The 21,246-nt window shown below is 30.2% G+C and carries 23 protein-coding genes and 1 other annotated feature; of the genes, 7 read left to right on the top strand and 16 right to left on the bottom strand.

The genetic code is table 11. From position 1 onward, the window contains the following. The first annotated feature begins 136 nt into the window (after nucleotides 1–136). Together I6U48_RS08480 and I6U48_RS08475 are read left to right on the top strand one after the other, a co-directional pair. Nucleotides 137–1,177, top strand: coding sequence for an FAD:protein FMN transferase (locus I6U48_RS08480; protein WP_218319982.1), 1,041 nt, complete (start codon nucleotides 137–139; stop codon nucleotides 1,175–1,177). A 26-nt stretch (nucleotides 1,178–1,203) separates the two neighbouring features. Beyond that, nucleotides 1,204–2,424 carry a 4Fe-4S binding protein gene (locus tag I6U48_RS08475; protein WP_218319981.1) on the top strand — a complete coding sequence of 407 codons (1,221 nt, stop codon included), beginning with the start codon at nucleotides 1,204–1,206 and terminating at the stop codon, nucleotides 2,422–2,424. Between the two features lie 225 nt (nucleotides 2,425–2,649). Here the strand turns inward: I6U48_RS08475 and gatB are convergent, their stop codons facing one another. From gatB to I6U48_RS08450, 5 genes are all read right to left on the bottom strand, one after another. Then, nucleotides 2,650–4,089: an Asp-tRNA(Asn)/Glu-tRNA(Gln) amidotransferase subunit GatB gene (gatB, locus tag I6U48_RS08470; RefSeq protein WP_218319980.1), complete on the bottom strand. Its 1,440-nt coding sequence runs from the start codon at nucleotides 4,087–4,089 to the stop codon at nucleotides 2,650–2,652. A gap of 19 nt (nucleotides 4,090–4,108) precedes the next feature. Then, nucleotides 4,109–5,569: an Asp-tRNA(Asn)/Glu-tRNA(Gln) amidotransferase subunit GatA gene (gatA, locus tag I6U48_RS08465; RefSeq protein ID WP_218319979.1), complete on the bottom strand. Its 1,461-nt coding sequence runs from the start codon at nucleotides 5,567–5,569 to the stop codon at nucleotides 4,109–4,111. A gap of 78 nt (nucleotides 5,570–5,647) precedes the next feature. Next, a complete protein-coding gene (gatC, locus tag I6U48_RS08460) occupies nucleotides 5,648–5,932 on the bottom strand; it encodes an Asp-tRNA(Asn)/Glu-tRNA(Gln) amidotransferase subunit GatC (RefSeq protein WP_218319978.1) in 285 nt (94 codons plus the stop codon). A gap of 160 nt (nucleotides 5,933–6,092) precedes the next feature. Continuing rightward, nucleotides 6,093–7,388 (bottom strand): aspartate--tRNA(Asn) ligase, encoded by a 1,296-nt coding sequence (gene aspS / locus I6U48_RS08455; RefSeq protein WP_218319977.1) that lies wholly within the window; start codon nucleotides 7,386–7,388, stop codon nucleotides 6,093–6,095. Between the two features lie 298 nt (nucleotides 7,389–7,686). After that, nucleotides 7,687–7,942: a binding site (T-box leader), on the bottom strand. A 294-nt stretch (nucleotides 7,943–8,236) separates the two neighbouring features. Then, nucleotides 8,237–8,860, bottom strand: a complete 624-nt coding sequence (locus I6U48_RS08450; RefSeq protein ID WP_218319976.1) for a thiamine phosphate synthase — start codon at nucleotides 8,858–8,860, stop codon at nucleotides 8,237–8,239. Between the two features lie 275 nt (nucleotides 8,861–9,135). Here I6U48_RS08450 and I6U48_RS08445 point away from each other — a divergent pair, with 275 nt between their 5' ends. Next, complete coding sequence (locus I6U48_RS08445) at nucleotides 9,136–10,077, top strand: DMT family transporter (protein WP_218319975.1); 942 nt, start codon at nucleotides 9,136–9,138, stop codon at nucleotides 10,075–10,077. A gap of 87 nt (nucleotides 10,078–10,164) precedes the next feature. On the opposite strand, the gene ahbB is transcribed toward I6U48_RS08445, so the two are convergent. The 4 genes from ahbB to nirJ1 form a co-directional block, all read right to left on the bottom strand. Further along, nucleotides 10,165–10,629 (bottom strand): siroheme decarboxylase subunit beta, encoded by a 465-nt coding sequence (ahbB, locus tag I6U48_RS08440; protein WP_218319974.1) that lies wholly within the window; start codon nucleotides 10,627–10,629, stop codon nucleotides 10,165–10,167. Nucleotides 10,630–10,632: 3 nt separating this feature from the next. Then, nucleotides 10,633–11,088: a siroheme decarboxylase subunit alpha gene (gene ahbA / locus I6U48_RS08435; protein ID WP_218319973.1), complete on the bottom strand. Its 456-nt coding sequence runs from the start codon at nucleotides 11,086–11,088 to the stop codon at nucleotides 10,633–10,635. Nucleotides 11,089–11,183: 95 nt separating this feature from the next. Further along, nucleotides 11,184–12,173, bottom strand: coding sequence for a putative heme d1 biosynthesis radical SAM protein NirJ2 (gene nirJ2, locus I6U48_RS08430; RefSeq protein WP_218319972.1), 990 nt, complete (start codon nucleotides 12,171–12,173; stop codon nucleotides 11,184–11,186). Nucleotides 12,174–12,206: 33 nt separating this feature from the next. Further along, on the bottom strand, nucleotides 12,207–13,370 hold the full coding sequence (gene nirJ1 / locus I6U48_RS08425) for a putative heme d1 biosynthesis radical SAM protein NirJ1 (RefSeq protein ID WP_218319971.1): 1,164 nt from the start codon (nucleotides 13,368–13,370) through the stop codon (nucleotides 12,207–12,209). Nucleotides 13,371–13,748: 378 nt separating this feature from the next. Between nirJ1 and I6U48_RS08420 the strand changes: the two genes are divergently transcribed. Continuing rightward, nucleotides 13,749–14,303, top strand: a complete 555-nt coding sequence (locus I6U48_RS08420; RefSeq protein WP_218319970.1) for a GNAT family N-acetyltransferase — start codon at nucleotides 13,749–13,751, stop codon at nucleotides 14,301–14,303. On the opposite strand, the gene I6U48_RS08415 is transcribed toward I6U48_RS08420, so the two are convergent. From I6U48_RS08415 to I6U48_RS08405, 3 genes are all read right to left on the bottom strand, one after another. Further along, nucleotides 14,295–15,023, bottom strand: coding sequence for an MBL fold metallo-hydrolase (locus I6U48_RS08415; RefSeq protein ID WP_218319969.1), 729 nt, complete (start codon nucleotides 15,021–15,023; stop codon nucleotides 14,295–14,297). The genes I6U48_RS08420 and I6U48_RS08415 overlap by 9 nt on opposite strands. Before the next feature lie 24 nt (nucleotides 15,024–15,047). Further along, complete coding sequence (locus I6U48_RS08410) at nucleotides 15,048–15,425, bottom strand: VOC family protein (protein WP_218319968.1); 378 nt, start codon at nucleotides 15,423–15,425, stop codon at nucleotides 15,048–15,050. A 67-nt stretch (nucleotides 15,426–15,492) separates the two neighbouring features. After that, nucleotides 15,493–16,065 carry a nitroreductase family protein gene (locus I6U48_RS08405; RefSeq protein ID WP_218319967.1) on the bottom strand — a complete coding sequence of 191 codons (573 nt, stop codon included), beginning with the start codon at nucleotides 16,063–16,065 and terminating at the stop codon, nucleotides 15,493–15,495. Nucleotides 16,066–16,530: 465 nt separating this feature from the next. Between I6U48_RS08405 and I6U48_RS08400 the strand changes: the two genes are divergently transcribed. From I6U48_RS08400 to I6U48_RS08390, 3 genes are all read left to right on the top strand, one after another. Continuing rightward, nucleotides 16,531–16,710 (top strand): hypothetical protein, encoded by a 180-nt coding sequence (locus I6U48_RS08400; protein WP_218319966.1) that lies wholly within the window; start codon nucleotides 16,531–16,533, stop codon nucleotides 16,708–16,710. Nucleotides 16,711–16,916: 206 nt separating this feature from the next. After that, entirely contained in the window at nucleotides 16,917–17,723 is an 807-nt protein-coding gene (gene aroE, locus I6U48_RS08395; RefSeq protein ID WP_218319965.1) for a shikimate dehydrogenase, read from the top strand. Between the two features lie 17 nt (nucleotides 17,724–17,740). Next, complete coding sequence (locus I6U48_RS08390; protein WP_218319964.1) at nucleotides 17,741–18,286, top strand: shikimate kinase; 546 nt, start codon at nucleotides 17,741–17,743, stop codon at nucleotides 18,284–18,286. A 312-nt stretch (nucleotides 18,287–18,598) separates the two neighbouring features. Here I6U48_RS08390 and I6U48_RS08385 read toward each other — a convergent pair whose 3' ends face one another. The 4 genes from I6U48_RS08385 to I6U48_RS08370 form a co-directional block, all read right to left on the bottom strand. Beyond that, nucleotides 18,599–19,066 carry a shikimate kinase gene (locus I6U48_RS08385; RefSeq protein WP_218319963.1) on the bottom strand — a complete coding sequence of 156 codons (468 nt, stop codon included), beginning with the start codon at nucleotides 19,064–19,066 and terminating at the stop codon, nucleotides 18,599–18,601. A 222-nt stretch (nucleotides 19,067–19,288) separates the two neighbouring features. Continuing rightward, the gene (locus I6U48_RS08380) at nucleotides 19,289–19,456 is read right to left on the bottom strand and encodes a hypothetical protein (protein ID WP_218319962.1); all 168 of its coding nucleotides are present in this window, start codon (nucleotides 19,454–19,456) and stop codon (nucleotides 19,289–19,291) included. Between the two features lie 99 nt (nucleotides 19,457–19,555). After that, nucleotides 19,556–19,843 (bottom strand): putative quinol monooxygenase, encoded by a 288-nt coding sequence (locus tag I6U48_RS08375; RefSeq protein ID WP_218319961.1) that lies wholly within the window; start codon nucleotides 19,841–19,843, stop codon nucleotides 19,556–19,558. A 65-nt stretch (nucleotides 19,844–19,908) separates the two neighbouring features. Beyond that, nucleotides 19,909–21,213, bottom strand: a complete 1,305-nt coding sequence (locus I6U48_RS08370) for an MFS transporter (protein WP_218319960.1) — start codon at nucleotides 21,211–21,213, stop codon at nucleotides 19,909–19,911. Between the last annotated feature and the right edge of the window lie 33 nt (nucleotides 21,214–21,246).

Raw genomic sequence — 21,246 nt, 5'->3', positions numbered from 1 at the left:
GGTTATAATTTATTTACATTTTTCTCAGTAAACTCTCAGCTAATTCTAAAGTAATATTAAGGTTAGTCATATAAAATATAAATTGTTACAGTAACTAATTGTTAAATCATATTTTCTGTGGAGGTGAGCATTCATTATGTTATTTACAATTAAAGCTGTATTATTTGCAATGATAGCACTACTGTCTATTATTTTAATCTCAATATTTATTACTAGCGATAATAAGAACTATTCTATTGTTAGAGACTCTTATTCTCTTGGTACTATAGTTCAATTAAAGGCATATGGTTCAAAAGCTGAAAAAGCTATTGAAGAAGTAATTGATAAACTTAATGAAATAGATAATAAAATGTCGGTGTTTAAAGGTTATAGTGAAGTCTCAAAGATAAATACATCAGCTGGAGAAGAATCTCAAGTAGTTAGCAAGGATACTTATTTTTTAATCAAAAAAGCAGTGGAATATTGCTCCATTTCTGGAGGAGCCTTTGACATAACGATAAGGCCTCTAGTTGAATTATGGGGTATTGGTAAAGACAATTCACAAATCCCTGAAAGCAATGAACTTACCAAAAAGATTAAACTCGTAAATTATAAAGATATAGTTTTACACGAAGATACCAAGTCTGTATTTTTAAGGAATAAAGAACAGCAAATTGATCTTGGAGGTATTGCTAAAGGATTTGCCGCTGATGAAGCTAAGAATATTTTAGTAAAGCATAACATTAAAAATGCCATCATTGATCTTGGTGGAAATATCTTTGCTCTTGGTAAGAATGTAAATGGATTACCTTGGCGTATTGGAATTCAAGATCCTTTAAAATCTCGTGGACAATTTGTTGGAATTATAAATATTATTAATAAGTCTGTTGTTACTTCTGGAGGTTATGAGAGATATTTTATCCAGGATGATAAAATATTTCATCATATAATAAATCCAAGTACTGGCTATCCTTCTGAGAGTGACATCTTAAGTGCCACAATAATATCTGATTACTCTATTGATGGAGATGGGCTATCTACCGGCATCTACATTATGGGACTTCCTAAAGCCATTGATTTAATAGAATCAATAAAAGGAGTAGATGCAATATTTATAAACAATAATAAAGAAATTCATGTTACATCAGGTATGAGAAATAATTTTATACTTACTAATAACGAGTATGTTTATAACTAATATTTTGCATAAAAGGAGCTATAAAAATGGAAAAGAAGATAAAGAAAATACAAATATTTAGACACATTATACAAATAATTTCATTATTTATATCACCAGGACTATTTATATTAGCCTTAGATGAATTAAAAAAGATATATGAAATGATTATTAAAGGTAACTTTCACTTTATTCAAGCCTTTCCTACTTTAGTTGAGTTCACAACAGTTATTCTTATAACTATTGTATTTGGTAGATTTTTCTGCGGCTGGATTTGCGCTTTTGGAGCATTTAATGATTTACTCCACTTAGTTTCTAAAAATGTTTTTAAAATTAATTTTAAAGTAAATAAAGAAATAGATGCTGTACTTAAATATGTAAAATATATAATTCTATTACTAATTGTAGTCCTTGCCTGGACAATGGGAAACCAAATTTTTCAAAGTGCCAGTCCTTGGGATGCTTTTGCACAGATAACTGACTTATCTCAAGTAATATCAAACTATACTATTGGGCTCATACTTTTAGTTTTAATATCAATAGGAGCTTTCTTTGTTGAAAGATTTTTCTGTAGATATTTGTGTCCCTTAGGTGCTGTATTTACGTTATTTTCAAAAATAAGCATATTTAAAATTAAAAAGCCTAATGACAAATGCGGTAAATGTAAATTATGTACAAACAACTGTTCAATGGGATTGCCACTTTATAAGGTTAACAGTGTATGTGGTGGAGATTGTATCAATTGTATGAAGTGTGTTGAAACATGCCCTAGAAAAAATACCCAAGCAAATGTACTTGGTGAAAATATTAATCCATCACTAGCAAGTTCAGTTGCAATAGCTGCATTTACAGGAATTTATGCTGCTAACAACTTGGCAGGAACAGTATTGCTAAAAAGTGGTTTAGCCTCATCTACTAATATAGCTGTAAGCAGTACTGTATCAAGCGAAAATTCAAATACTAATACTACAAATAATACCTCAGCTACTTCACATAATTATAAGGATGGAACTTACACAGGAACAGGTACCGGTTTTAGAGGTGGTACAACTAAAATTGCAGTTACAATTAAAAATGGCAAAATTACTGGCATTGAAACAGTATCAAATGAAGATACACCAAGATTTTACCAACGAGTTGAAAATATAATACCAGATGAAATAATTTCAGCTCAATCCACTTCAGTAGACACAGTATCAGGAGCTACCTTTAGTAGTAGAGGAATTATTGAAGCAGTTCAAGATGCATTAAGTCAAGCTAAATTATAGTTAATAAGATTAGAAAACATAAAAGAGGCCTGTCACACTTATAGATATCTACAGCCGAAAGTAGACTTACACTTCGGAATGTGTTTCCAAGCTTCTGCACTATAAAAAGTTTTTATATGTGCTTACAGCTTTGGAAACACATTTCTGCGTATAAGTCTACTTCCTGGTGTGGTTATCTATATGGTATAACAGCCTCTTATTATAAATTTTAATTTATTATATATATTAGAACTCTTTTAATTTTGCTGCTATAAGTTCCTTAGCTACTGCTGGGTTTGCCTGACCTTTACTAGCCTTCATTACCTGCCCCATTAAGAATCCAGCAGCCTGAAGTTTTCCATTTTTATAGTCTTCTATAGATTTAGGATTTGCAGCTAAGACTTCACCTACTATTTTTTCTAATACATCAGATGAACTTATTTGCGCAAGTCCTTTTTCCTTTACTACTTCTTCTGGATCTTTTCCACTTTCAAACATTTCAATAAATACTTCTTTTCCTGCTGTTGTACTTATTTTTCCTTCTCCTATGAGCTTTATAAGCTTGCAAAGCATTTCCGGTTTTAATGTCATATCACTAGCTTCTATTTCTTTTTCCTTTAATACTCTAAGCACATCTCCTAAAATCCAGTTTGCAGTAAATTTAGGATCTCCTCCTAAATTTACAACATCTTCATAAAAATGACTTAAAGCTTTATCTGAAACCAAAATATCCACTTCTTTTTCTGTAAGCTTAAACTGTTCTGCAAATCTCTTTTTCTTCTCCGGTGGTAATTCTGGAATAGTATCTTCTATTCTATCTATTTGACTATCTTCTAAAACTATAGGAACCAAATCTGGATCTGGGAAGTATCTGTAATCATCAGCATCTTCCTTAGATCTCATAGGAATAGTTCTTCCCTTTCCACTATCCCATCTTCTAGTCTCCTGCTTTATTTTATCCCCTTCTCCAAAATTATAAAGCTCTTGTTGTCTTTTCTGTTCCTTCTCTAATGCTTTTTGAACTTCTTTAAAGGAGTTTATATTCTTAATTTCTACTTTAGTATTTAATGCTTCCTGTCCTACTGGTTTCATAGAAATGTTAGCATCACATCTCATAGATCCTTGATCCATTCTACAGTCTGAAACTTCTGCATATTCTAGTAAGGATTTTAAAGTCTTAAGAAAAGCTACTGCTTCCGCTGGTGAGTGGATATCTGGCTCCGTAACTATTTCTGCTAGTGGTACTCCTGCACGGTTATAATCTATTAAAGAGAATGGTTCATCTTCCAAATGAACAAGTTTTGCTGGATCTTCTTCTATGTGTATTCTATTTAATCTTACTTTCTTTTTAACTCCATCAAGCTCAAACTCAACATATCCTCCGCTGCAGATTGGTAAATCGAACTGAGAAATTTGGTAAGCTTTTGTAAGGTCTGGATAAAAATAATTTTTTCTATCCATTTTATTTAATTTATTTATTTTACAGTTTAAAACCTTACCTGCCTTTATAGCTAAGTTAACTACCTCTTCATTTAAAACAGGTAATGTTCCTGGTAATCCTAAACATACTGGACATGTATTACTGTTTGGTTCAGAGCCAAACTTAGTAGAACAGTTGCAAAATATTTTTGTCTTTGTATTTAACTCAGCGTGTATTTCCAAACCAATTGTTGTTTCATAACTCATAATATTTACTCCCTTCTGCTTACTTTATAGCTAAAGTCTCTACTTTTAGTTCTTTTTCAAGTGCATAAGCAGCTTTTAATATTTTCTTTTCTCCAAAATGAGGTCCTATAATTTGAATTCCTATTGGAAGCCCTTCTTTGCTAAATCCACAAGGAAGAGATAACGCTGGAACTCCAGCCAAATTGATATTTACAGTGTATATATCTGCAAGATACATTTCCATAGGATTTTCACTCTTTTCTCCACTTAAGAATGGAAGCACAGGTGAAGTCGGACTTAATATCAAATCATATTTTTCAAGAGTTTCTTTAAACTGTCTTCTTATTTCTTTTCTAAGCTTTTGAGCTCTATTATAATAAGCATCATAGTAACCAGAAGATAATGCATATGTTCCAAGCATAATTCTTCTCTTAACTTCTTTTCCAAAACCTTCCGTTCTTGTTTGTGCCATTAAATCATCAACAGATTCATAATCCTTTGCTCTGTATCCATATCTTATTCCATCATATCTGTCTAAGTTTGAGCTAGCTTCTGCTGAAGATATTATATAATAAGAAGAAAGTCCCTCTTCTGTTATAGGCATAGTAGTTTCTTCAACGATTGCACCCATTTCTTTAAGCTTTTCCATAACCTTTTCCAGAGAAGCTTTTATTTCTCCATTTAAGCCTTTTCCAAAGAACTCCTTAGGTACTCCTACCTTTAATCCTTTAACACTTCCATCTAATGCATTTAAATAATCTGTTTCAACTTCTTCTCTTGAACTAGTGCTATCCATTTTATCATAACCTGCTATAACTTCTAGTGTCATTGCACAATCTTCAACTGTTTTTCCGAAAGGTCCTATTTGATCAAGAGATGATGCAAAAGCTACAAGTCCAAATCTGGATATTAATCCGTAAGTTGGCTTTAATCCAACTACTCCACAAAATGCTGCTGGTTGACGAATTGAACCACCTGTATCAGAACCTAGTGATACTGGAGCAATTCCAGCTGCTACTACTGCAGCAGATCCACCTGAAGATCCACCAGGAACTCTTTTTAAATCCCATGGATTTTTAGTTTTCATAAAAGCTGAGTTTTCTGTAGAAGATCCCATGGCAAACTCATCCATATTAGTTTTTCCTATAATAACTGCATCTTCTGTCTTTAACTTTTCAATTACAGTAGCATCATATGGAGGAATAAAGTCTTCCAGCATTTTTGATGCACAAGTAGTTTTTATTCCATCTGTACATATGTTATCTTTAATTGCAATAGGTACTCCTGCAAATCTTCCAAGCTTTTCTCCTTTTCTAACTTTTTCATCTACTGCTTTAGCAGATTTTATAGCTTCTTCTTCACAAAGAGTAATATATGCTTCTACCTTTGGATCTACTTCTTTTATTCTTTCGAAAAGCTTTTTTACTATTTCTTCTGAAGTAAATTTTCTTTCTTCTATACCTTTTTTTATTTCAAAAGCTGTCATAGCTTGTATTTCCATATTTACAACCTCCTGATTTTAAATTAGAGTGAGAATTAAGGCATTTTAACAGTTTAAAGAACCTTAATTCCACTTTAATTATTCTATTATCTTTGGAACTTCAACGTAAACGTCTCTCATGCTTTTAACATTCTGGAATAATTTTTTCTTCTCTTCATAAACTTTTACTTCATCTTCTCTAACAAAGGATTTTAATCCCTCATCATATTTATTCAAATCTACACCGCTTAAATCAAATTTATCTATAGATGCAAAATGTCCTAATATTCCTTCGAAATCTTTAGCCATTTTTTCTGCTTCGTCGTCAGTAACCTTAAGTTTTGCAAGCTTTGCAATATATTTAACCTCATCAATGCTTATCATCTTTAACTCCTCCTATTTCTAAATCAATATACTTTCTAATACCTTGGAGGTGTCGCATTAAGAATAATTACTACAATACATTGTTCTAATTTCAAACTTACAAAGCAATATGATGTATATAAATTTCTTAGTGCAACAGCCTCAACTTTTTAAAAATATCCTAAGGTTCTAATCTCTTCATATCTCTTGGAAGTAATGTAGCTTCTCTTATATTGCTTAGGTTAAGAATTTTCATTGTAATTCTTTCAAGTCCTATAGCCAATCCACCGTGTGGTGGCATTCCATATCTAAAGCTTTCTAAATAGAAACCATAATCCTCTGGGTTAAATCCAAATTTCTTTATATTTTCTTTTAACATTTCATAATCGTGTATTCTTTGACCTCCAGTAGTTATTTCAAGTCCTTTATATATAAGGTCAAAGCTCTTTGTCATTCCATCTTCATCCGGCATAGCATACATAGGTCTCTTTTTAATTGGATAAGCTGTTAAAAATACAAAATCACTATCATATTTTTCTTTTATATATTTTGAGAAAAGTTCTTCTCCTTCAGCATCAATATTTCCTACTGGAGATCTTTTACCATATTCCTCTAAAAGTATTCTGTGCGCTTCTGCTAATGGTATTCTTGGAATTTCAACTTTTTCTGGAAGGCTTACATCGTACATTGCCAATTCTTTTTGACAAGTCTTTCTTAAATGCTGGAATAAGTGTCTTATAAAACCTTCCTCTAAATCCATAATGTCATTTTCATCTTTTATGAATCCCATTTCTAAATCAAGACTTATATATTCATTTAAATGTCTGTAAGTGTTGTGAAGTTCTGCTCTATATGCTGGAGCTATTTCAAATACCTTTTCAAATCCTGCTCCTACCATCATTTGCTTAAAGAACTGTGGACTTTGAGCCAAAAATGCTCTCTTTTCAAAATAGTTTATAGTAAATACTTCAGAACCCCCCTCAGTACTTGCACCTAGAATCTTTGGTGTATGAATTTCCGAAAAGTTATTAGCTAATAAATACTCTCTAAAAGCTGTAACTATTTCCTGCTGAACCTTAAAAGCTGCTCTTGTCTTTGGGTTTCTTAAGCTTATATATCTATAATCTAATTGAGTTTCTAAATGTGCTTTCTTTTTATATTCGTTAACTGGTATTGGTAACATTTCATAATAGGTATTTCCTATTACCTCTAATCCTTTAACCTGTATTTCCACTCCACCTGGAGCCTTTTCGTTAACAACTTTAGTTCCAATAACTTCTATACTCATTTCAAGTCTTAAGCCTTTTAACACTTCTTTATCTACTACTAACTGAAGTATACCAGTTTTATCTCTTAAGTGTATAAATCCAAACTTTCCAAAATCAATTATTTTATGAACCCATCCCTTTACTAAGACCTCTTCTACATCCATTTCCTTAACTTGTTCTACATATAATCTTTCTTGTACCTTTTCCATAACTTTACCTCCTAAATTTGTTAGATATAAATTAATATAAGATAGAATTTTTCAACTAAAATTCTTTGTAATTATGTTTATATTGCCATTTTTAGAAATAAAAAATTCGCCTCCATATCCTTTATAGATATAGGGACGAATACATATCCGTGGTGCCACCCAAATTAGCCTTAAGCTCTCTCAGTAGGTATGACAGTAAAGTTTAGTTAAATATGTTATTTTGTAGATAAGAGTGTTTTTCAAAATGGCTTTGTATATTGCAGTTTACACAAATAAAAAACGTCCCTATACCTCTCGGTATAGGGACGGATATATTCCGTGGTGCCACCCTAAATTAGCTTTTAGCTATCTCTTATCGGTACAGATAACAAAACATTTACCATTTTTATCGATACCTAGTCCTTGTAACGTTGGACACTACGTCTAAGCCTACTTTTTAATATTTCGGTTAGCACTCTAGGGTGTTCTTCAATATAAACTTCATATTCGGCTCTCACCATTCCGAACTCGCTTTAAATCTTGATTATATTTACTCTCCCTGTCATCGCTTTTCTGAAGATTCAACTTTATGTTCTTTATTATAACTAGTGTATAGATATAAGTCAACACCTTTTTAATAATTTTTTAATTAGTTTACTAATCCATTTGTAATAAGTTATCTATTCAAACTAATATATGATATTATATCAACAGTTTAAAGGTTACATTATAAAATTAATTTTTTAATATTATTTATTCTATTATTCCTCATAGCCCCATTATCTTATGTATTTCCTTTTCTCTATCTTCTAGGTCTTGAAATAATTTCTTTTCACAGCATTCATTTTCTTTAATATTTTTTATATAAACTACTTATTTTCTGTGGTAATTTTCATTGCATAAGACATCACTGCAGCGCCTTCAGCTCCAGAATTTAAAATTTCTTCTATATTGCTATGATTTATGCCTCCTATAGCTATAACAGGTATGTTCACATTTCTACTTAAATCTTCTATAAATTCTAACCCTCTGCCCTTTAACCCAGGCTTACAATCTGTTTCAAATACATTGCCGGCTATTAAGTAATCTGCTTGAAGCTTTTCTGCTTCAATACCTTCATTTATACTATGAACTGAAACTCCATAAAGAAACTTCTTTTGTACTTTACTAGCCTCAATCTTAAAATTTAATATATTATTTTTTACCATATCTTTAAAACTATTAAAACCAGTATGGAAGCCATCTGCTTCTATGTCTACAGCCACATTTATATTTCCATTTATAATTAACAAAATATTATATTTTTCAGTTATAATTTTAATGCCTTCAGCTAATTTTCTAAGATCATCATACTCTAAATCTTTTTCTCTCAAAATTACAGCATCAGTACCTTTTTTAGCACATGCTTCTATTACATTGTAAATGTTATCTTCTTTTATAAGTTTTCTATTTGTTACTACATATATCTTTTTATCTTTCTTAAGTTCAAACATAAAATTCCCTCTATCCCCTTTAAATAAAATAGAGAAACAAATGATAGTTGTTTCTCTTATAATGTAAATTTATATTTAGTTACTATCAATTTCTAAGGACAATTTATCATAAATTGTCTTATAAATCAATATAGAAAAAACTTATTTATGAATAAATGAAATTCTTATTGCAATTATATGATATATAATTATAATTGTATTATATTAATTAGTAAGTGAAAATTCTTAGACTTCTTTTTATGAAAGTATTACATCAATCAAAATGGAGGATTCTTATGAATTACAATAAAAATATACTTCCTTATGCATCTGCGACTACAACATCTATCATATTTGGATTGAGTTTTTTATTCTCTAAAAAAGCTTTAGACATAGCTTCTCCTTTTTCATTGCTTTCTTTTAGATTTTTAACTGCTTTTACGATAATGTCTTTGCTTATAATTTTTAAAGTTATTACTGTAAATTATAAGAATAAATCTATAAAAAACTTATTTTTCCTTGCTTTAATGCAACCAGTAATATATTTTATTTTTGAAACTTATGGGATTAAAAATTCTTCTTCGTCATTTGCTGGAATTATGATTGCACTTGTTCCTATAATAGTTACAGTTCTAGCATCCTATTTCCTTAAGGAAAAGTTTTCTATTACTCAGTTAGCTTTTATAATTCTTTCAGTAATTGGAGTATCTTTTATCGCTTTTATGGATACTAAAGGTTCCGGAAATACAAGTTCTCTTGGAGTTATACTTCTTATAATTACTGTTATGTCCGCTGCCATATTTAATATACTCTCTAGAAAACTTTCCTCAAGTTTTACACCTATTGAAATAACATATTTCATGATGGGTTTAGGCGCTTTGTTTTTTAATATAGTCTCAATTTCAGAGCATTTAATTCTTGGCACGCTTGAAAACTATTTTTTACCACTTAAGAGTAAAGATTTTATTATATCAATTTTTTACTTAGGCATTATATCTTCAGTTATTGCTTTTCTTCTATTAAACTTTACTCTGTCCAAGATTGAGGCTTCTAAATCTACGGTATTTTCGAATCTTTCTACAATAGTATCTATTGCCGCAGGTGTGATTGTATTGAATGAAGGTTTTAAATACTATCATATTGTAGGTTCAATAATGATACTTGTTGGAGTTTGGGGAACTAGTAAATTTGGAAATTCTAATAAAAAAATAATACCTAAAGAAATTGAATTGTTATAAATAAACGAGCTGTTGTATTATAAAGAACTTCAAAACAGAAAGTTATCTATAAGCGCAACAGCCTCCTAATTTAAATTATCTTACTACTCAAAAGTACTTTTTACTGCTCTTTTTAAGTTCCCTTAAACTATATAAGATTTTATAATCATAGGAATTTACTCTTTCATATATTTGTTTTACAATACTTTCACACTGTTTCTTACTTTCTCCGTGTATCATTGTAAAGATATTATAAGGCCAACTACTACAAGTAGGACGTTCATAGCAATGAGTAACTTCTTTAAAAGAACACATTAAACTAGCAGTCTTCTCTATAGAATCCTGTGGTACTGCCCATACTACCATGGCATTCCACTTATACCCTACTTCTCTGTGATATAAAATTGCGCCTATTCTTCTAATTATTTCTTTATCTTGAAATTCTTTTATTCTATTCAATACTTCCCTTTCTGTTATTCCTAACTCTTCTGCTATTTTCTTATAAGGTTCTTCTACTAAAGAAATATCCCCCGAAAGTTTATTGATGATTGCTTTATCTATTATATCAAACATTTATTACCTCCCAGTGACATCAAAAGTGGCTTTAATTTTAAATAATTTAATAGAAGGCAAGTTCAGTAATTCATTTATTGAGGTCTTTAATTTTATATCCTCTATAATAGTATCTATTCTTTCTTTTGAAGATGCTATTAGTGTAAACCACATATTATAATGATGCTCTCTAATATAATTATGGGTTACTTCCTCATAACTGTTAATTATTTTTGATACTTCTTCTACTTTTCCCTTTGGAACGCTAATTGCACATAAAGTACTAACATATCCTAACTTTTTTGAATCAAAAATTCCACCTATTCTTCTTATATATCCATGCTTTTTTAAGGCTTCTAACCTTTCAATAACCTCTCTTTCAGTTATACTAAGTTCTTCAGCCAACGCTAAGAATGGCCGTGATTCTATTGGTAATCCATTTTGAACTAAATTGATTAGCTTTCTATCTATAATATCCATTCAACACCTCTAATTAAACTGCTTAAAATTCATATCATAAACCATGGGTAATTTATAGGCTTCAAGAACAAAAACTGTCTTTCACCCTTACAACCCTATTTACTTTTAGCATATATACACATAGAGTCTCCAGCCATATAGTCGCCACCATTATAATAAGCTGCCCTTGCTCTACATCCCCCACAAGAATTTTTGTATTTACAGCTTCCACAACTTTCTCCATAATTATATGTTCTAAGCTCATTAAAAATCTCACTGTATTTCCAAATTTCACTGAAAGAAGCTTCTCTTACATTTCCTGCAACTTTATTTAGGTAAGCACAAGGTTGAACATCTCCTTTAGGACTTATAATGCAATAGCTTCTTCCAGCAATACATCCTTTAGCAAATCTAGTTTCTATATCTAATTCATTTGCAATTCTAACAAACTGTGGTGCACAAGTTGGTTTTATCTCTATATTTACTTCTTTCTGCTTTGCCATAATAAGCTTGAGTATCTCTTCATACTTATCTCTATCTAATGATTTCTCAGCAATATCAGCGCCCCTACCTGTAGGTACTAAAAAAAACGGATAATGAGCTGCTCCACCCATTGCAACAGTAAAGTCTATTATATCAATAATCTCATCCTTATTCCAACTCATAACTGTAGTATGAATTTGAAATGGCAGACCCACATCTCTACAATTTTTCATTCCATACAAAGCATCCTTCCAAGCATTTTTATACTTTCTAAATTTGTCATGCTTGTTTCTATCCAAACTATCTAAGCTTATTCCTACAGCTTTTAGACCACTTTCCTTTAATTTAACTGCCACTTCATGACTGATTAGTGTACCGTTTGTTCCTATAACCGGCCTTAATTTTAGTTCACTTGCATAATTTATTAATTCAAATATGTCTTCCCTTACCAACGGCTCTCCGCCTGAAAAGATCATTATTTTAAACCCTGCCTTAGCAATTTCCCTTATAAGAGCTTTTCCTTCCTCTGTAGTAAGCTCTCCACTATTTTTTTCCCCCGCATCTCTATAACAATGGTCGCAATACATATTGCATTTATTGGTAATATTCCATGATACTATCATTTGCTGTCCTCCTTAATTTTGCTTAATCTCATATTATATCCCTATTTCTGTATCTGTTAAATAACAAGCTGGGTCTGAATCCCAAAAATCTCCACTAACTGCTTCTGCTCGTGTCCTAAAATTCCCATTACACACAGAAATCCATTTGCATCTGCTGCATCTTCCTTTTAACAATGTTTTCCTATTCCTTAGCCCTTCAAGTATAGAATCACCGCTATCCTTCCATATATTACTAAATTTTTCATATTTAACATTTCCGAAGGTATACTGCCATGTAAATTGGTCAGGATGAACCTCGCCATAGTAATCTACATTGCCAAAAGCCATTCCAGATCTATTTCCTCCATTTTTGCTGATTAAATCCCATACTTTTTCAGCAAGCTTTGGATTCCTTTTTTGCATTTGCAAATATATATATACCGAATCTGCATGGTTGTCCACAGTTAAAATCTCGTAGTCTTTCCCAAGTTCCATTGTCTTTTCGATTATTAAATCCATTGCAGACCTTGCCTCATCTTTTGATATGTCTGCTTTCATCATTTCACTTCCTCTTCCCGAGTAAACAAGATGATAAAAGCACACCCTTGGTATTCTTTCTTCCTTAATAAGCCTAAATATATCTTCTAGTTGATCATAATTATATTGATTTATCGTAAACCTTAGTCCAACCTTCTGGTTTATTTCTAAGCAATTTCTGATTCCTCTTAATGCCTTATCAAAGCTTCCTTTTGTTTTTCTGAATTCATCATGCCTTGATCCAATTCCATCTAAGCTTACTCCAACATATCCTACATTTAACTTTTTTAAACTTTCGCTTACCTCTTTATCTATTAGAGTGCCATTCGTAGAAATAGTACTTCTTATGCTATTTTTACTTGAATGTTCGATAAGTTCAAATATATCATTTCTAAGAAGTGGTTCACCTCCGGAAAAAAGTATAACTGGAACTCTAAATTCACCTAAATCATTAATAAAGCTTTTAGCTTCTGTTAAACTTAATTCTCCTTCGTATTTATTACAATCTGAATTTGCATAACAATGTACACATTTTAAATTACAAGTTTTTGTACAATTCCATACAACCACTGGACCTCTACCTGGACTAACACCATGTTTTTCTTCCGCTGCTCCTTTAACATAACGTAGTTTGTCTCCAAAATTTTGAGAATTACATAATAATTTTGTAACACTTATCATAATTAGTTCTCTATTGATTCATATACTTTTATTCATGATATCAATAGAAACTCCTTTCCTAAACAAATATTTTCTATGCAATATATTGTATTAATTATACTATATTTAAATTCTAAAAATAAAAAGTATATTTCATATAATAACCTTTCTTTTATTATAACTTTGATACAGACTAGCAACAAGTATCCGCTTTATACTACTATATTAATATACTATCAACATTGAACTGTTAGAAGATTATAGTTTATAATAAAGTAGTCTTTGTATAAAAATCAAAAATATAGATAACCACACTAGACATTTAACATATACCGGAGTATAAGTTAAGTGTCGTCAGTGGGTATATATAAGTTTTAAACTTAATGTTGAGGTGGAAAAATGTTAAAAAGTAATTTACTTAAAGGAAATAACCTAAGGTTAACATCACTAAAGGAAAATGATTTAAATATCTTTGAAGATTGGTATAATGATATAAACTTTCTAAGAAATTATGACATGGTAGCAGCATTTCCTAAATCTCAATCAGAACTTTTATCAATGCTTACCGCTATAAGAACTTCAAATGATAGATATATATTCGCAGTTAGAACTATAGCCGAAAATAAATTTATAGGTGTCACAGGATTTGAAAATATATTATGGAATAATGGTGTTGCTACTATCTACATAGGTATTGGAGATGACTCTTTTAAAGGGAAAGGACTCGGAAAAGAGTCTTTATCGCTTACCATGGATTTTGGATTTGAAGAATTAAATTTGCATAGAATTCAGCTTAATGTACTTTCCTATAATACACCAGCTATAAAGCTTTATGAAAGCCTTGGCTTTAAGAGAGAAGGGATATATAGAGAATTTGTTCACAGAGATGGCAAAAGGCACGATATGTACCTTTATGGGATTCTTCGCAGTGAATGGAAATCTTATTTAAAATAAGATTTCCTGTCCTCTGCTGTATATTTCTACAATGTCTGTAGAGCTACTTTTTATCTTTTCCTTAAATTTCTTAGTTATCTCAGGATTATCGGCAAAGTGCATTGGAACGAAAAGTTTTGGTTTTACTTTTTTTATAAAATACTCTCCTCCAAGATCATAGTATTCTTCCAGTCTGCTATCCACAGGGAAAAATGCTATGTCTATCTTTTCATTAGATAATTTCTCCACCTTTTCCTTAAAGGCTTTTTCCATTGCTAAGTTATCCTCATCGCTTTCATCTTTCCAATGCCACCAATTTAAATCACCTGCATGAAATATTGAAATTCCATCTACATTTACAAGCATGGATATTCCAACATCTGTAGATCCATAAGCCTTTATATCTACATTATGGATCCTTATACTTTCATTCTCAGATATATGCACACAATATTCTAAATCCACAGTTTTTTGTATATCGCTACTTAAAATATATTTAATTTTGGGATTTACTTTACTCCATGATAATATTGAAGGGTTAAAATGATCATAGTGTGAATGTGTGGAAAAAACCAAAATATTCTTTTCCGTTTTTAACACATCCTCAGTGATGACTCCATTTTCTAAGCTTCTTTTTTTGTTGTCACTGCTATCCTTAAAATAATCAAAAACTAGTAGACTTGATTTTGTTTCTACTGTAAATCCTGAATGATACAAATAATTTATTTTAACTCTATTCAAAATTCAATCCACCTCAAGCCTTATTTATACTACATTTTTTCTTGGCAGAATTTCTGTCCAATATCCATCTGGGTCTGCTATAAAATAAAGTCCCATTCCTTTATTTTCATAACAAATACATCCCATATTTTTATGGTGCTCATAGGCCTTATCAAATTCGTCTGTAGTGACAGCCATGTGTATCTCGTTATCACCTAAGTTATAAGGTTCTTTTCTATCTGTAAGATAAGTAAGCTCTAAAGTATGTTGACTGCCTTCATCTTTTAAGAAAACTAATGTAAAACTTCCATCTGGTGCATGATATCTTCTAGTTTCTTCAAAACCTAATGCCTCCTTATAAAAGTTTACACTCTTCTCAAGATCTAATACATTAATGTTATTGTGATCAAATTTGAATTTCATTGTTTAACACTCCTTTTCACATATTAATTATATACCTTGTTTATTTATTGAAATTTATTATTTTACACTAAATATCTAAAATAATATCTTCTAGTGCTCTTTTAGGAACATGATGAACAGAATTTTCATCTCTCCAATATTTAATATCACCAGAGGGTGGTAGTTCTTCCAATACTACATTTTCCTTTGTTTTTCCCAAAGCAATTACCATAATAATTTCATAATTATCGCCAATATGCAATTCTTCTGCTAATTTTTCTTTATTAACATTACCAAACATGCATCCTCCTAGTCCTTTTTCTGTAGCCCCCAAAAGGATGCTTTGAGCTGCTATTCCATGATCCCAAAAGTAATTTCGACTAATACTTAAATCATTGAGCATAATTATATAAGCACTCGGCCTCTCTCCTTCTTCAGGTCCTTTCCAGTCTTTTAAATATCCAGCCCATCCAAGCTGTTTAAATACTTTTTCATTTTTTTCATAATCATTAGACAGAATATACTTAAGCGACTGCTTATTAGTTCCTGAAGAGGATAACCTAGCAAGATCTATAAGTTCCTTTAACTCTTCTAAACTTATATTAGTATCCTGATAAAATCTTCTATAGCTTCTGTTTTTTAATATTAAATCTTTTATCATTACTTTACACCTCCTAAAACTCGTACCTCAAACATATAAACACTTCTAAGATTGAATATAAAATATTTATTAAAATTTCTTCATATGAATATTATAGATTTACATGAAAATTCTATTCAAGAAAGCACTTTTTAGTACTTAAGTTACTAATTAGTTACTACTACTTTGCATCAAATAACTTACTTTAGTATATATAAAGAAATACATATCTATTTAATGCAAGCTTTACAGTATAATAAATTAACTAATTTATTGCATTATATAAATTGCAAAATATTTTTTATTCACTATTTTATAAACTCTATTAAAACATTGATATTATAAGAAACTTATAAAAATTATATATATCTTTTCTTTATTGACATAAAATATAAAGTTGGTATAATGGTTTTAAATACAAATCCATTATACCAAACAGAAAATTATCCAAAACTTTTTTAAATATCATATTAGGAGGAAAAATCGATGAATAATATCATTAGAAAAGGAATAAGCGAAAATTTTTATTTTTACTTTTTTAACTGGGGCTATTTTTATTTTAGCGCTAGCTACTTTTATTGCAAAAAAATACTTACTGCTTTTTCTAATGAGTTTAATAAATATAAATATATTTCTAAAGGTAACCTTAGTGTGCAATTAGCATAGATATATTTAATTTAGTTAACAAGGCTCATTAAGGGCCTTATTTTTTTATATCTTTTTACTAAAATAATTTAGCATTCTGTTTAAAATCAAATAATAGTGCTTATATAGTGCAATTATTTCAGTATATATACTCTTTGAACACACTTAGTACTAAGTTTCTATGACCTTAAAACATTAACTTGATATAAGGAGGTTAATATATAAATATGAGTAATTTCTATGGACTTATAGGGCTGAAACTAGGACATAGCTTTTCACCCAAGTTGCACAGCCTAATATTAAAAAATACTAATTCTAATGCAGTGTATAATTTATTTGAGTTAAAGCAATCAGACTTAAAAACATCAATTGACGGCTTGAAAGCCTTAGGGTGTATGGGTGTCAACGTAACAATTCCCTATAAAGTCGATGTGATTCAATATCTTGATAAGCTTTCTCATGAAGCTGAAAAAATCGGTGCAGTTAACACAATAAGTTTTAATAATGGAATTTTAACAGGATATAATACAGATTACAATGGATTTGGTGCAAGTTTAAAAAAGGCAAATGTAAATATCGAAAATAAAAATGCTGTAATATTAGGTACTGGCGGGGCATCTAAAGCTGTAGTTCAGTATCTTATGGATAATAATATCAACGATATTATATTTGTAAGTCGAACTCCTAAAACCCATTGTAATATTAGTAATTTAAAAATAATATCCTACAGTGAAATAGAAAAATTAAAAAACCAGGATTTAATTATAAATTGTACTCCTTGTGGTATGTATCCTGACATGTATAATTGTCCTGTAGATACTCATATTCTAAGCAAATTCAGCACAGCAATAGATCTAATATATAATCCTTCTGAAACAGTTTTTTTACAACAAGCTAAGCAAATGGGCCTTAGAGCTGTAAATGGTTTATATATGCTAGTTGCTCAAGCAGTTGCTTCGCAGGAAATTTGGCGAGGAATAAAAATTCCAAATGAATTAGCTGATGAAATATATGATGAAATTAAAATAAATTAAAGTTAGGTGGTATTATAATGTGTAATTTGGATAGAAATATAGTTTTAATTGGAATGCCAGGTTCTGGCAAAACAACTATTGGTCAATTGTTAGCTAAAACTTTAAATATTGGCTTTATAGATGTAGATTGTTATATAGAAGAATGTGCTGGAAAAACTGTTCCTGAAATATTTGAGAAGGGCGAACCATATTTCAGAAAACTTGAAAGTGAAGCAGTTACTAGTTTAAGTAAAAAAAATGGACTGGTAATATCTACAGGTGGCGGAGTAATTAAAAATCCTGATAACATAAAGGCTTTAAGAAAAACCGGAAATATAATATTCTTAGATAGACCTGTAGAAAATATTATAACAGACCTTAAAACTTCAAATAGACCTTTATTGAAACAAGGTGTTCATAAAATATACGAGCTTCTTGATGAAAGATATGAATTATACAAAAATTATTGTGATTTTCAAATAATAAACAACCGTAATATTGATGACGCTATCGATGAAATAATAAAAGTATCAAATATAGATATATCAAATTGTGCTTTTTCAACTTCCATATCTCTAAGTTAGTCATCTAAATGAAAATAACAAGTCAATGATGCAGCGGATATTTTGTGTCAAAAAATTAAGCAAAACCATTAGATAATTAAATCATATCTAATGGTTTTATCTACGTTATATATTAACAATCAGTTATATTCATAACCACTTATTTTATAAAAAATAATAAAAAAATGGCTTGAGTTTTAAAGCTTTTAACTCAAGCTATTTTTTATTGGAGTACTAATATATCCATTTTTTAAATTATCATCCATCTATTTCTCTTATCAATATATAATGATAAAGTTGCAAAATAACATCAATTATTAAATATACTAAAAATTAAGAACAAATAGATGAAATATAGTATACAATTTCATCGACATTATTATTATTAGTTAAATGTAAATCACAACATTTTCTACAAAATTTATATTCCTCAGAAAAATGTTCGCGAAGTTTACCGCCTTCATCTTTTGAAAGTCTACTATCGTTGGTCAGTTTCTCATCTTCTACAATATTTTCTACAGATTTATCTATAAAAATTATAACTCCATTTTCTCTTAATTCTTTTATACTTAAATTATTTTTTATAAAATCTGTTTCAGCAGAAATTACTAATGATTTACCCTTAACTAATTTTTCAATTGATTCTGCCGTTGAAATTTCAACAGGTGAAAATTTGCTATCTTTATTTATTACATGTTGATCCATATCAATAAACTTTAATCCTAATCTTTTAGATAAAGTTTTACCTATAATAGCCTTGTGAGAATCAGGACTACCTATTAAAATTATATTTTTATTCATGCTTTTCATCTCCTTAATTTTTTAATAAATTAAAATTATTTTTTAGTTTTATATAATACCTAATTATTTATAATATCGTATACGAAATACATATGATTTATATAGTTAAAAACTCTTTTGCGCGCTATAGAGTTCTTACTGCAGCTACAAATCAGAATGGATAATATTGTATAAAAAAATAAGACTCTAATGAGTCTTATTTTGTAAATGAAATTTATAACCTTATACGTATAGAATATTTCTACACATATTAAATTTCGATTTATTAAACTCATTGAAAATTGGAACTAATATTTTGCAGAACAAGTAACCAGCGCTAAAATAAAAGTAGCCCCAGCTAAAATAAAAATAATATTTTCCGCTTATTCCCTTTCCAATGATATTTTTCATAATATTATCCCCCAAATATATCTTTAATATAGATAAATTCTATATTATTATAATTATATCATCTAACCTTTTTATGTCAATATAAGATTGGATAAAATTTTAAATCACCTTATTGTATACATTTACATCGGATTGTTTTGCTCTAAACTTACCAAGTATAGGAACTATTCTTTTAAAATGCTCTGATACCATATGCTTATCTAGGGCTTCCCTGCTTTCCCATTCTTCAATAATCGTCAATACTGTAGAGCATTTTTCATCTTGATATACCTCATATTTTATGCATCCTTCTTCTTCCCTCGTTTTTTCAACTAACTTTTTGCATAAATTCATGTACTCTTCAAATTTACCTTCCATAACATAACTTTTTGCCACAACTTTTATCATTTTTAAATTCTCCTCTCTTAAAACAAGTTTTTATATATTACTTAATTTTGAGTATCTGTATATAATCAATCAGGAATTAAAATACGTGAAGGTTTTCCTATAATAAATATGTAAGAAAATGCTCCTAGAAGTCCCATAGAAGAAACAAATACTAAGGCCGCTGCATAAGATCCAGTTGTTGCAATAAGATATCCAACTATAGCTGGAGACAAGGTTCCTCCTAAATTAGTTATAAAATTATAAGTTCCACCACATGACCCAACTAGCTCCTTTGGAACTATCTCAGACAACAAAGCCCAGGTAATAGCTGATGCCATTCCTTGTCCAAAAAATGCTATACACATAAAAGTAATAACAACGTTAACATTATTACTATAGTTGGCTCCTATAATTACAGAGGCAAGTAACAACCCAACAATAACAGGAAGTTTACGAGCCATTCCCAAACTATATTTCTTAGAAATCATCCAATCTGACCACTTTCCAGCTATAAGAACCCCTGCAATTGCCGATAAATAAGGTAACGCTCCATAAATTCCAACCTTTATAATAGCCATGTGCTTTTCACTTACAAGGTAAGATGGAAACCATGTCATAAAGAAAAAAAGGATAGCAGCATTAGCAAAACCACCTATATACATTCCCCATAACTGACGACTATTGAATAGATATTTCATCTCTTTCCAAGTAACTTTCTTCTGTTCAACAACAGTATCTGAGAGTCCTCCACCTTTTTTAATTAAATCAAGTTCTGCTTTATTAACTCCTTTAAACTTTGCTGGATCATGATAAGCTGCAAACCAAATAAAAGCACATGCAACTCCTATTAAACCAGTGGTAATAAAAATAGACCTCCACCCAAATTTTATTAGAAGCCAGGTAAGTATAGGTGTACATAGGGCAAGTCCTATATATTCAGCTCCAGTATACGCACCAATAGCTAAACCACGCTCCTTAGAAGGAAACCATGCAGTAACAATACGATTATTTGCTGGAAATGCTGGAGCTTCAAAAAATCCAAGACCAAGTCTAAAAGCAATCATGCTCCGGAAACCAGATGAAATAGAAATAGCTGTAGTAATAAGTGACCATCCCACAAGCGCAACTCCGTATATTAGCCTAGGTCCGAATCGATCAAGGAGCCATCCACAAGGAATCTGCATAATAGTATATGACCATCCCATAGCAGAAAATATAACCCCCATCATCGCAGCATTTAATCTAAGATCCTTTGATAAGAAAGGAGCAGCCACTGCAAGATTTGCACGGTCTAAATAATTTACAAAAGTTATTAAGCATACTAGAAAAAGTACAAACCATCGTTTTTGGGTTGGTTTAGTCCCTAAACCACCTAAATTGTTTTGTTCCATTATTCTCCCTCCAAATTTTAATTAAACTTAGTA

Origin of the sequence: Clostridium thailandense (genome assembly GCF_019207025.1) — a bacterium.
GTDB classification, from domain to species: Bacteria; Bacillota; Clostridia; order Clostridiales; family Clostridiaceae; genus Clostridium_AM; species Clostridium_AM thailandense.
This window is presented reverse-complemented; position numbering and strand designations above follow the sequence as displayed.

What these genes read in the sequence shown, in the direction of transcription:
- I6U48_RS08370 (WP_218319960.1), bottom strand. Translation starts at nt 21,213, where the DNA reads ATGGAACAAAACAATTTAGGTGGTTTAGGGACTAAACCAACCCAAAAA.
- gatA (WP_218319979.1), bottom strand. Translation starts at nt 5,569, where the DNA reads ATGGAAATACAAGCTATGACAGCTTTTGAAATAAAAAAAGGTATAGAA.
- I6U48_RS08450 (WP_218319976.1), bottom strand. Translation starts at nt 8,860, where the DNA reads ATGTTTGAACTTAAGAAAGATAAAAAGATATATGTAGTAACAAATAGA.
- I6U48_RS08445 (WP_218319975.1), top strand. Translation starts at nt 9,136, where the DNA reads ATGAATTACAATAAAAATATACTTCCTTATGCATCTGCGACTACAACA.
- nirJ2 (WP_218319972.1), bottom strand. Translation starts at nt 12,173, where the DNA reads ATGATAGTATCATGGAATATTACCAATAAATGCAATATGTATTGCGAC.
- aspS (WP_218319977.1), bottom strand. Translation starts at nt 7,388, where the DNA reads ATGGAAAAGGTACAAGAAAGATTATATGTAGAACAAGTTAAGGAAATG.
- ahbB (WP_218319974.1), bottom strand. Translation starts at nt 10,629, where the DNA reads ATGTTTGATATAATAGATAAAGCAATCATCAATAAACTTTCGGGGGAT.
- I6U48_RS08480 (WP_218319982.1), top strand. Translation starts at nt 137, where the DNA reads ATGTTATTTACAATTAAAGCTGTATTATTTGCAATGATAGCACTACTG.
- I6U48_RS08380 (WP_218319962.1), bottom strand. Translation starts at nt 19,456, where the DNA reads ATGAAAAATATCATTGGAAAGGGAATAAGCGGAAAATATTATTTTTAT.
- gatC (WP_218319978.1), bottom strand. Translation starts at nt 5,932, where the DNA reads ATGATAAGCATTGATGAGGTTAAATATATTGCAAAGCTTGCAAAACTT.
- I6U48_RS08405 (WP_218319967.1), bottom strand. Translation starts at nt 16,065, where the DNA reads ATGATAAAAGATTTAATATTAAAAAACAGAAGCTATAGAAGATTTTAT.
- aroE (WP_218319965.1), top strand. Translation starts at nt 16,917, where the DNA reads ATGAGTAATTTCTATGGACTTATAGGGCTGAAACTAGGACATAGCTTT.
- I6U48_RS08390 (WP_218319964.1), top strand. Translation starts at nt 17,741, where the DNA reads ATGTGTAATTTGGATAGAAATATAGTTTTAATTGGAATGCCAGGTTCT.
- I6U48_RS08385 (WP_218319963.1), bottom strand. Translation starts at nt 19,066, where the DNA reads ATGAATAAAAATATAATTTTAATAGGTAGTCCTGATTCTCACAAGGCT.
- I6U48_RS08410 (WP_218319968.1), bottom strand. Translation starts at nt 15,425, where the DNA reads ATGAAATTCAAATTTGATCACAATAACATTAATGTATTAGATCTTGAG.
- I6U48_RS08475 (WP_218319981.1), top strand. Translation starts at nt 1,204, where the DNA reads ATGGAAAAGAAGATAAAGAAAATACAAATATTTAGACACATTATACAA.
- ahbA (WP_218319973.1), bottom strand. Translation starts at nt 11,088, where the DNA reads ATGGATATTATAGATAGAAAGCTAATCAATTTAGTTCAAAATGGATTA.
- I6U48_RS08400 (WP_218319966.1), top strand. Translation starts at nt 16,531, where the DNA reads ATGAATAATATCATTAGAAAAGGAATAAGCGAAAATTTTTATTTTTAC.
- I6U48_RS08375 (WP_218319961.1), bottom strand. Translation starts at nt 19,843, where the DNA reads ATGATAAAAGTTGTGGCAAAAAGTTATGTTATGGAAGGTAAATTTGAA.
- nirJ1 (WP_218319971.1), bottom strand. Translation starts at nt 13,370, where the DNA reads ATGATAAGTGTTACAAAATTATTATGTAATTCTCAAAATTTTGGAGAC.
- gatB (WP_218319980.1), bottom strand. Translation starts at nt 4,089, where the DNA reads ATGAGTTATGAAACAACAATTGGTTTGGAAATACACGCTGAGTTAAAT.
- I6U48_RS08420 (WP_218319970.1), top strand. Translation starts at nt 13,749, where the DNA reads ATGTTAAAAAGTAATTTACTTAAAGGAAATAACCTAAGGTTAACATCA.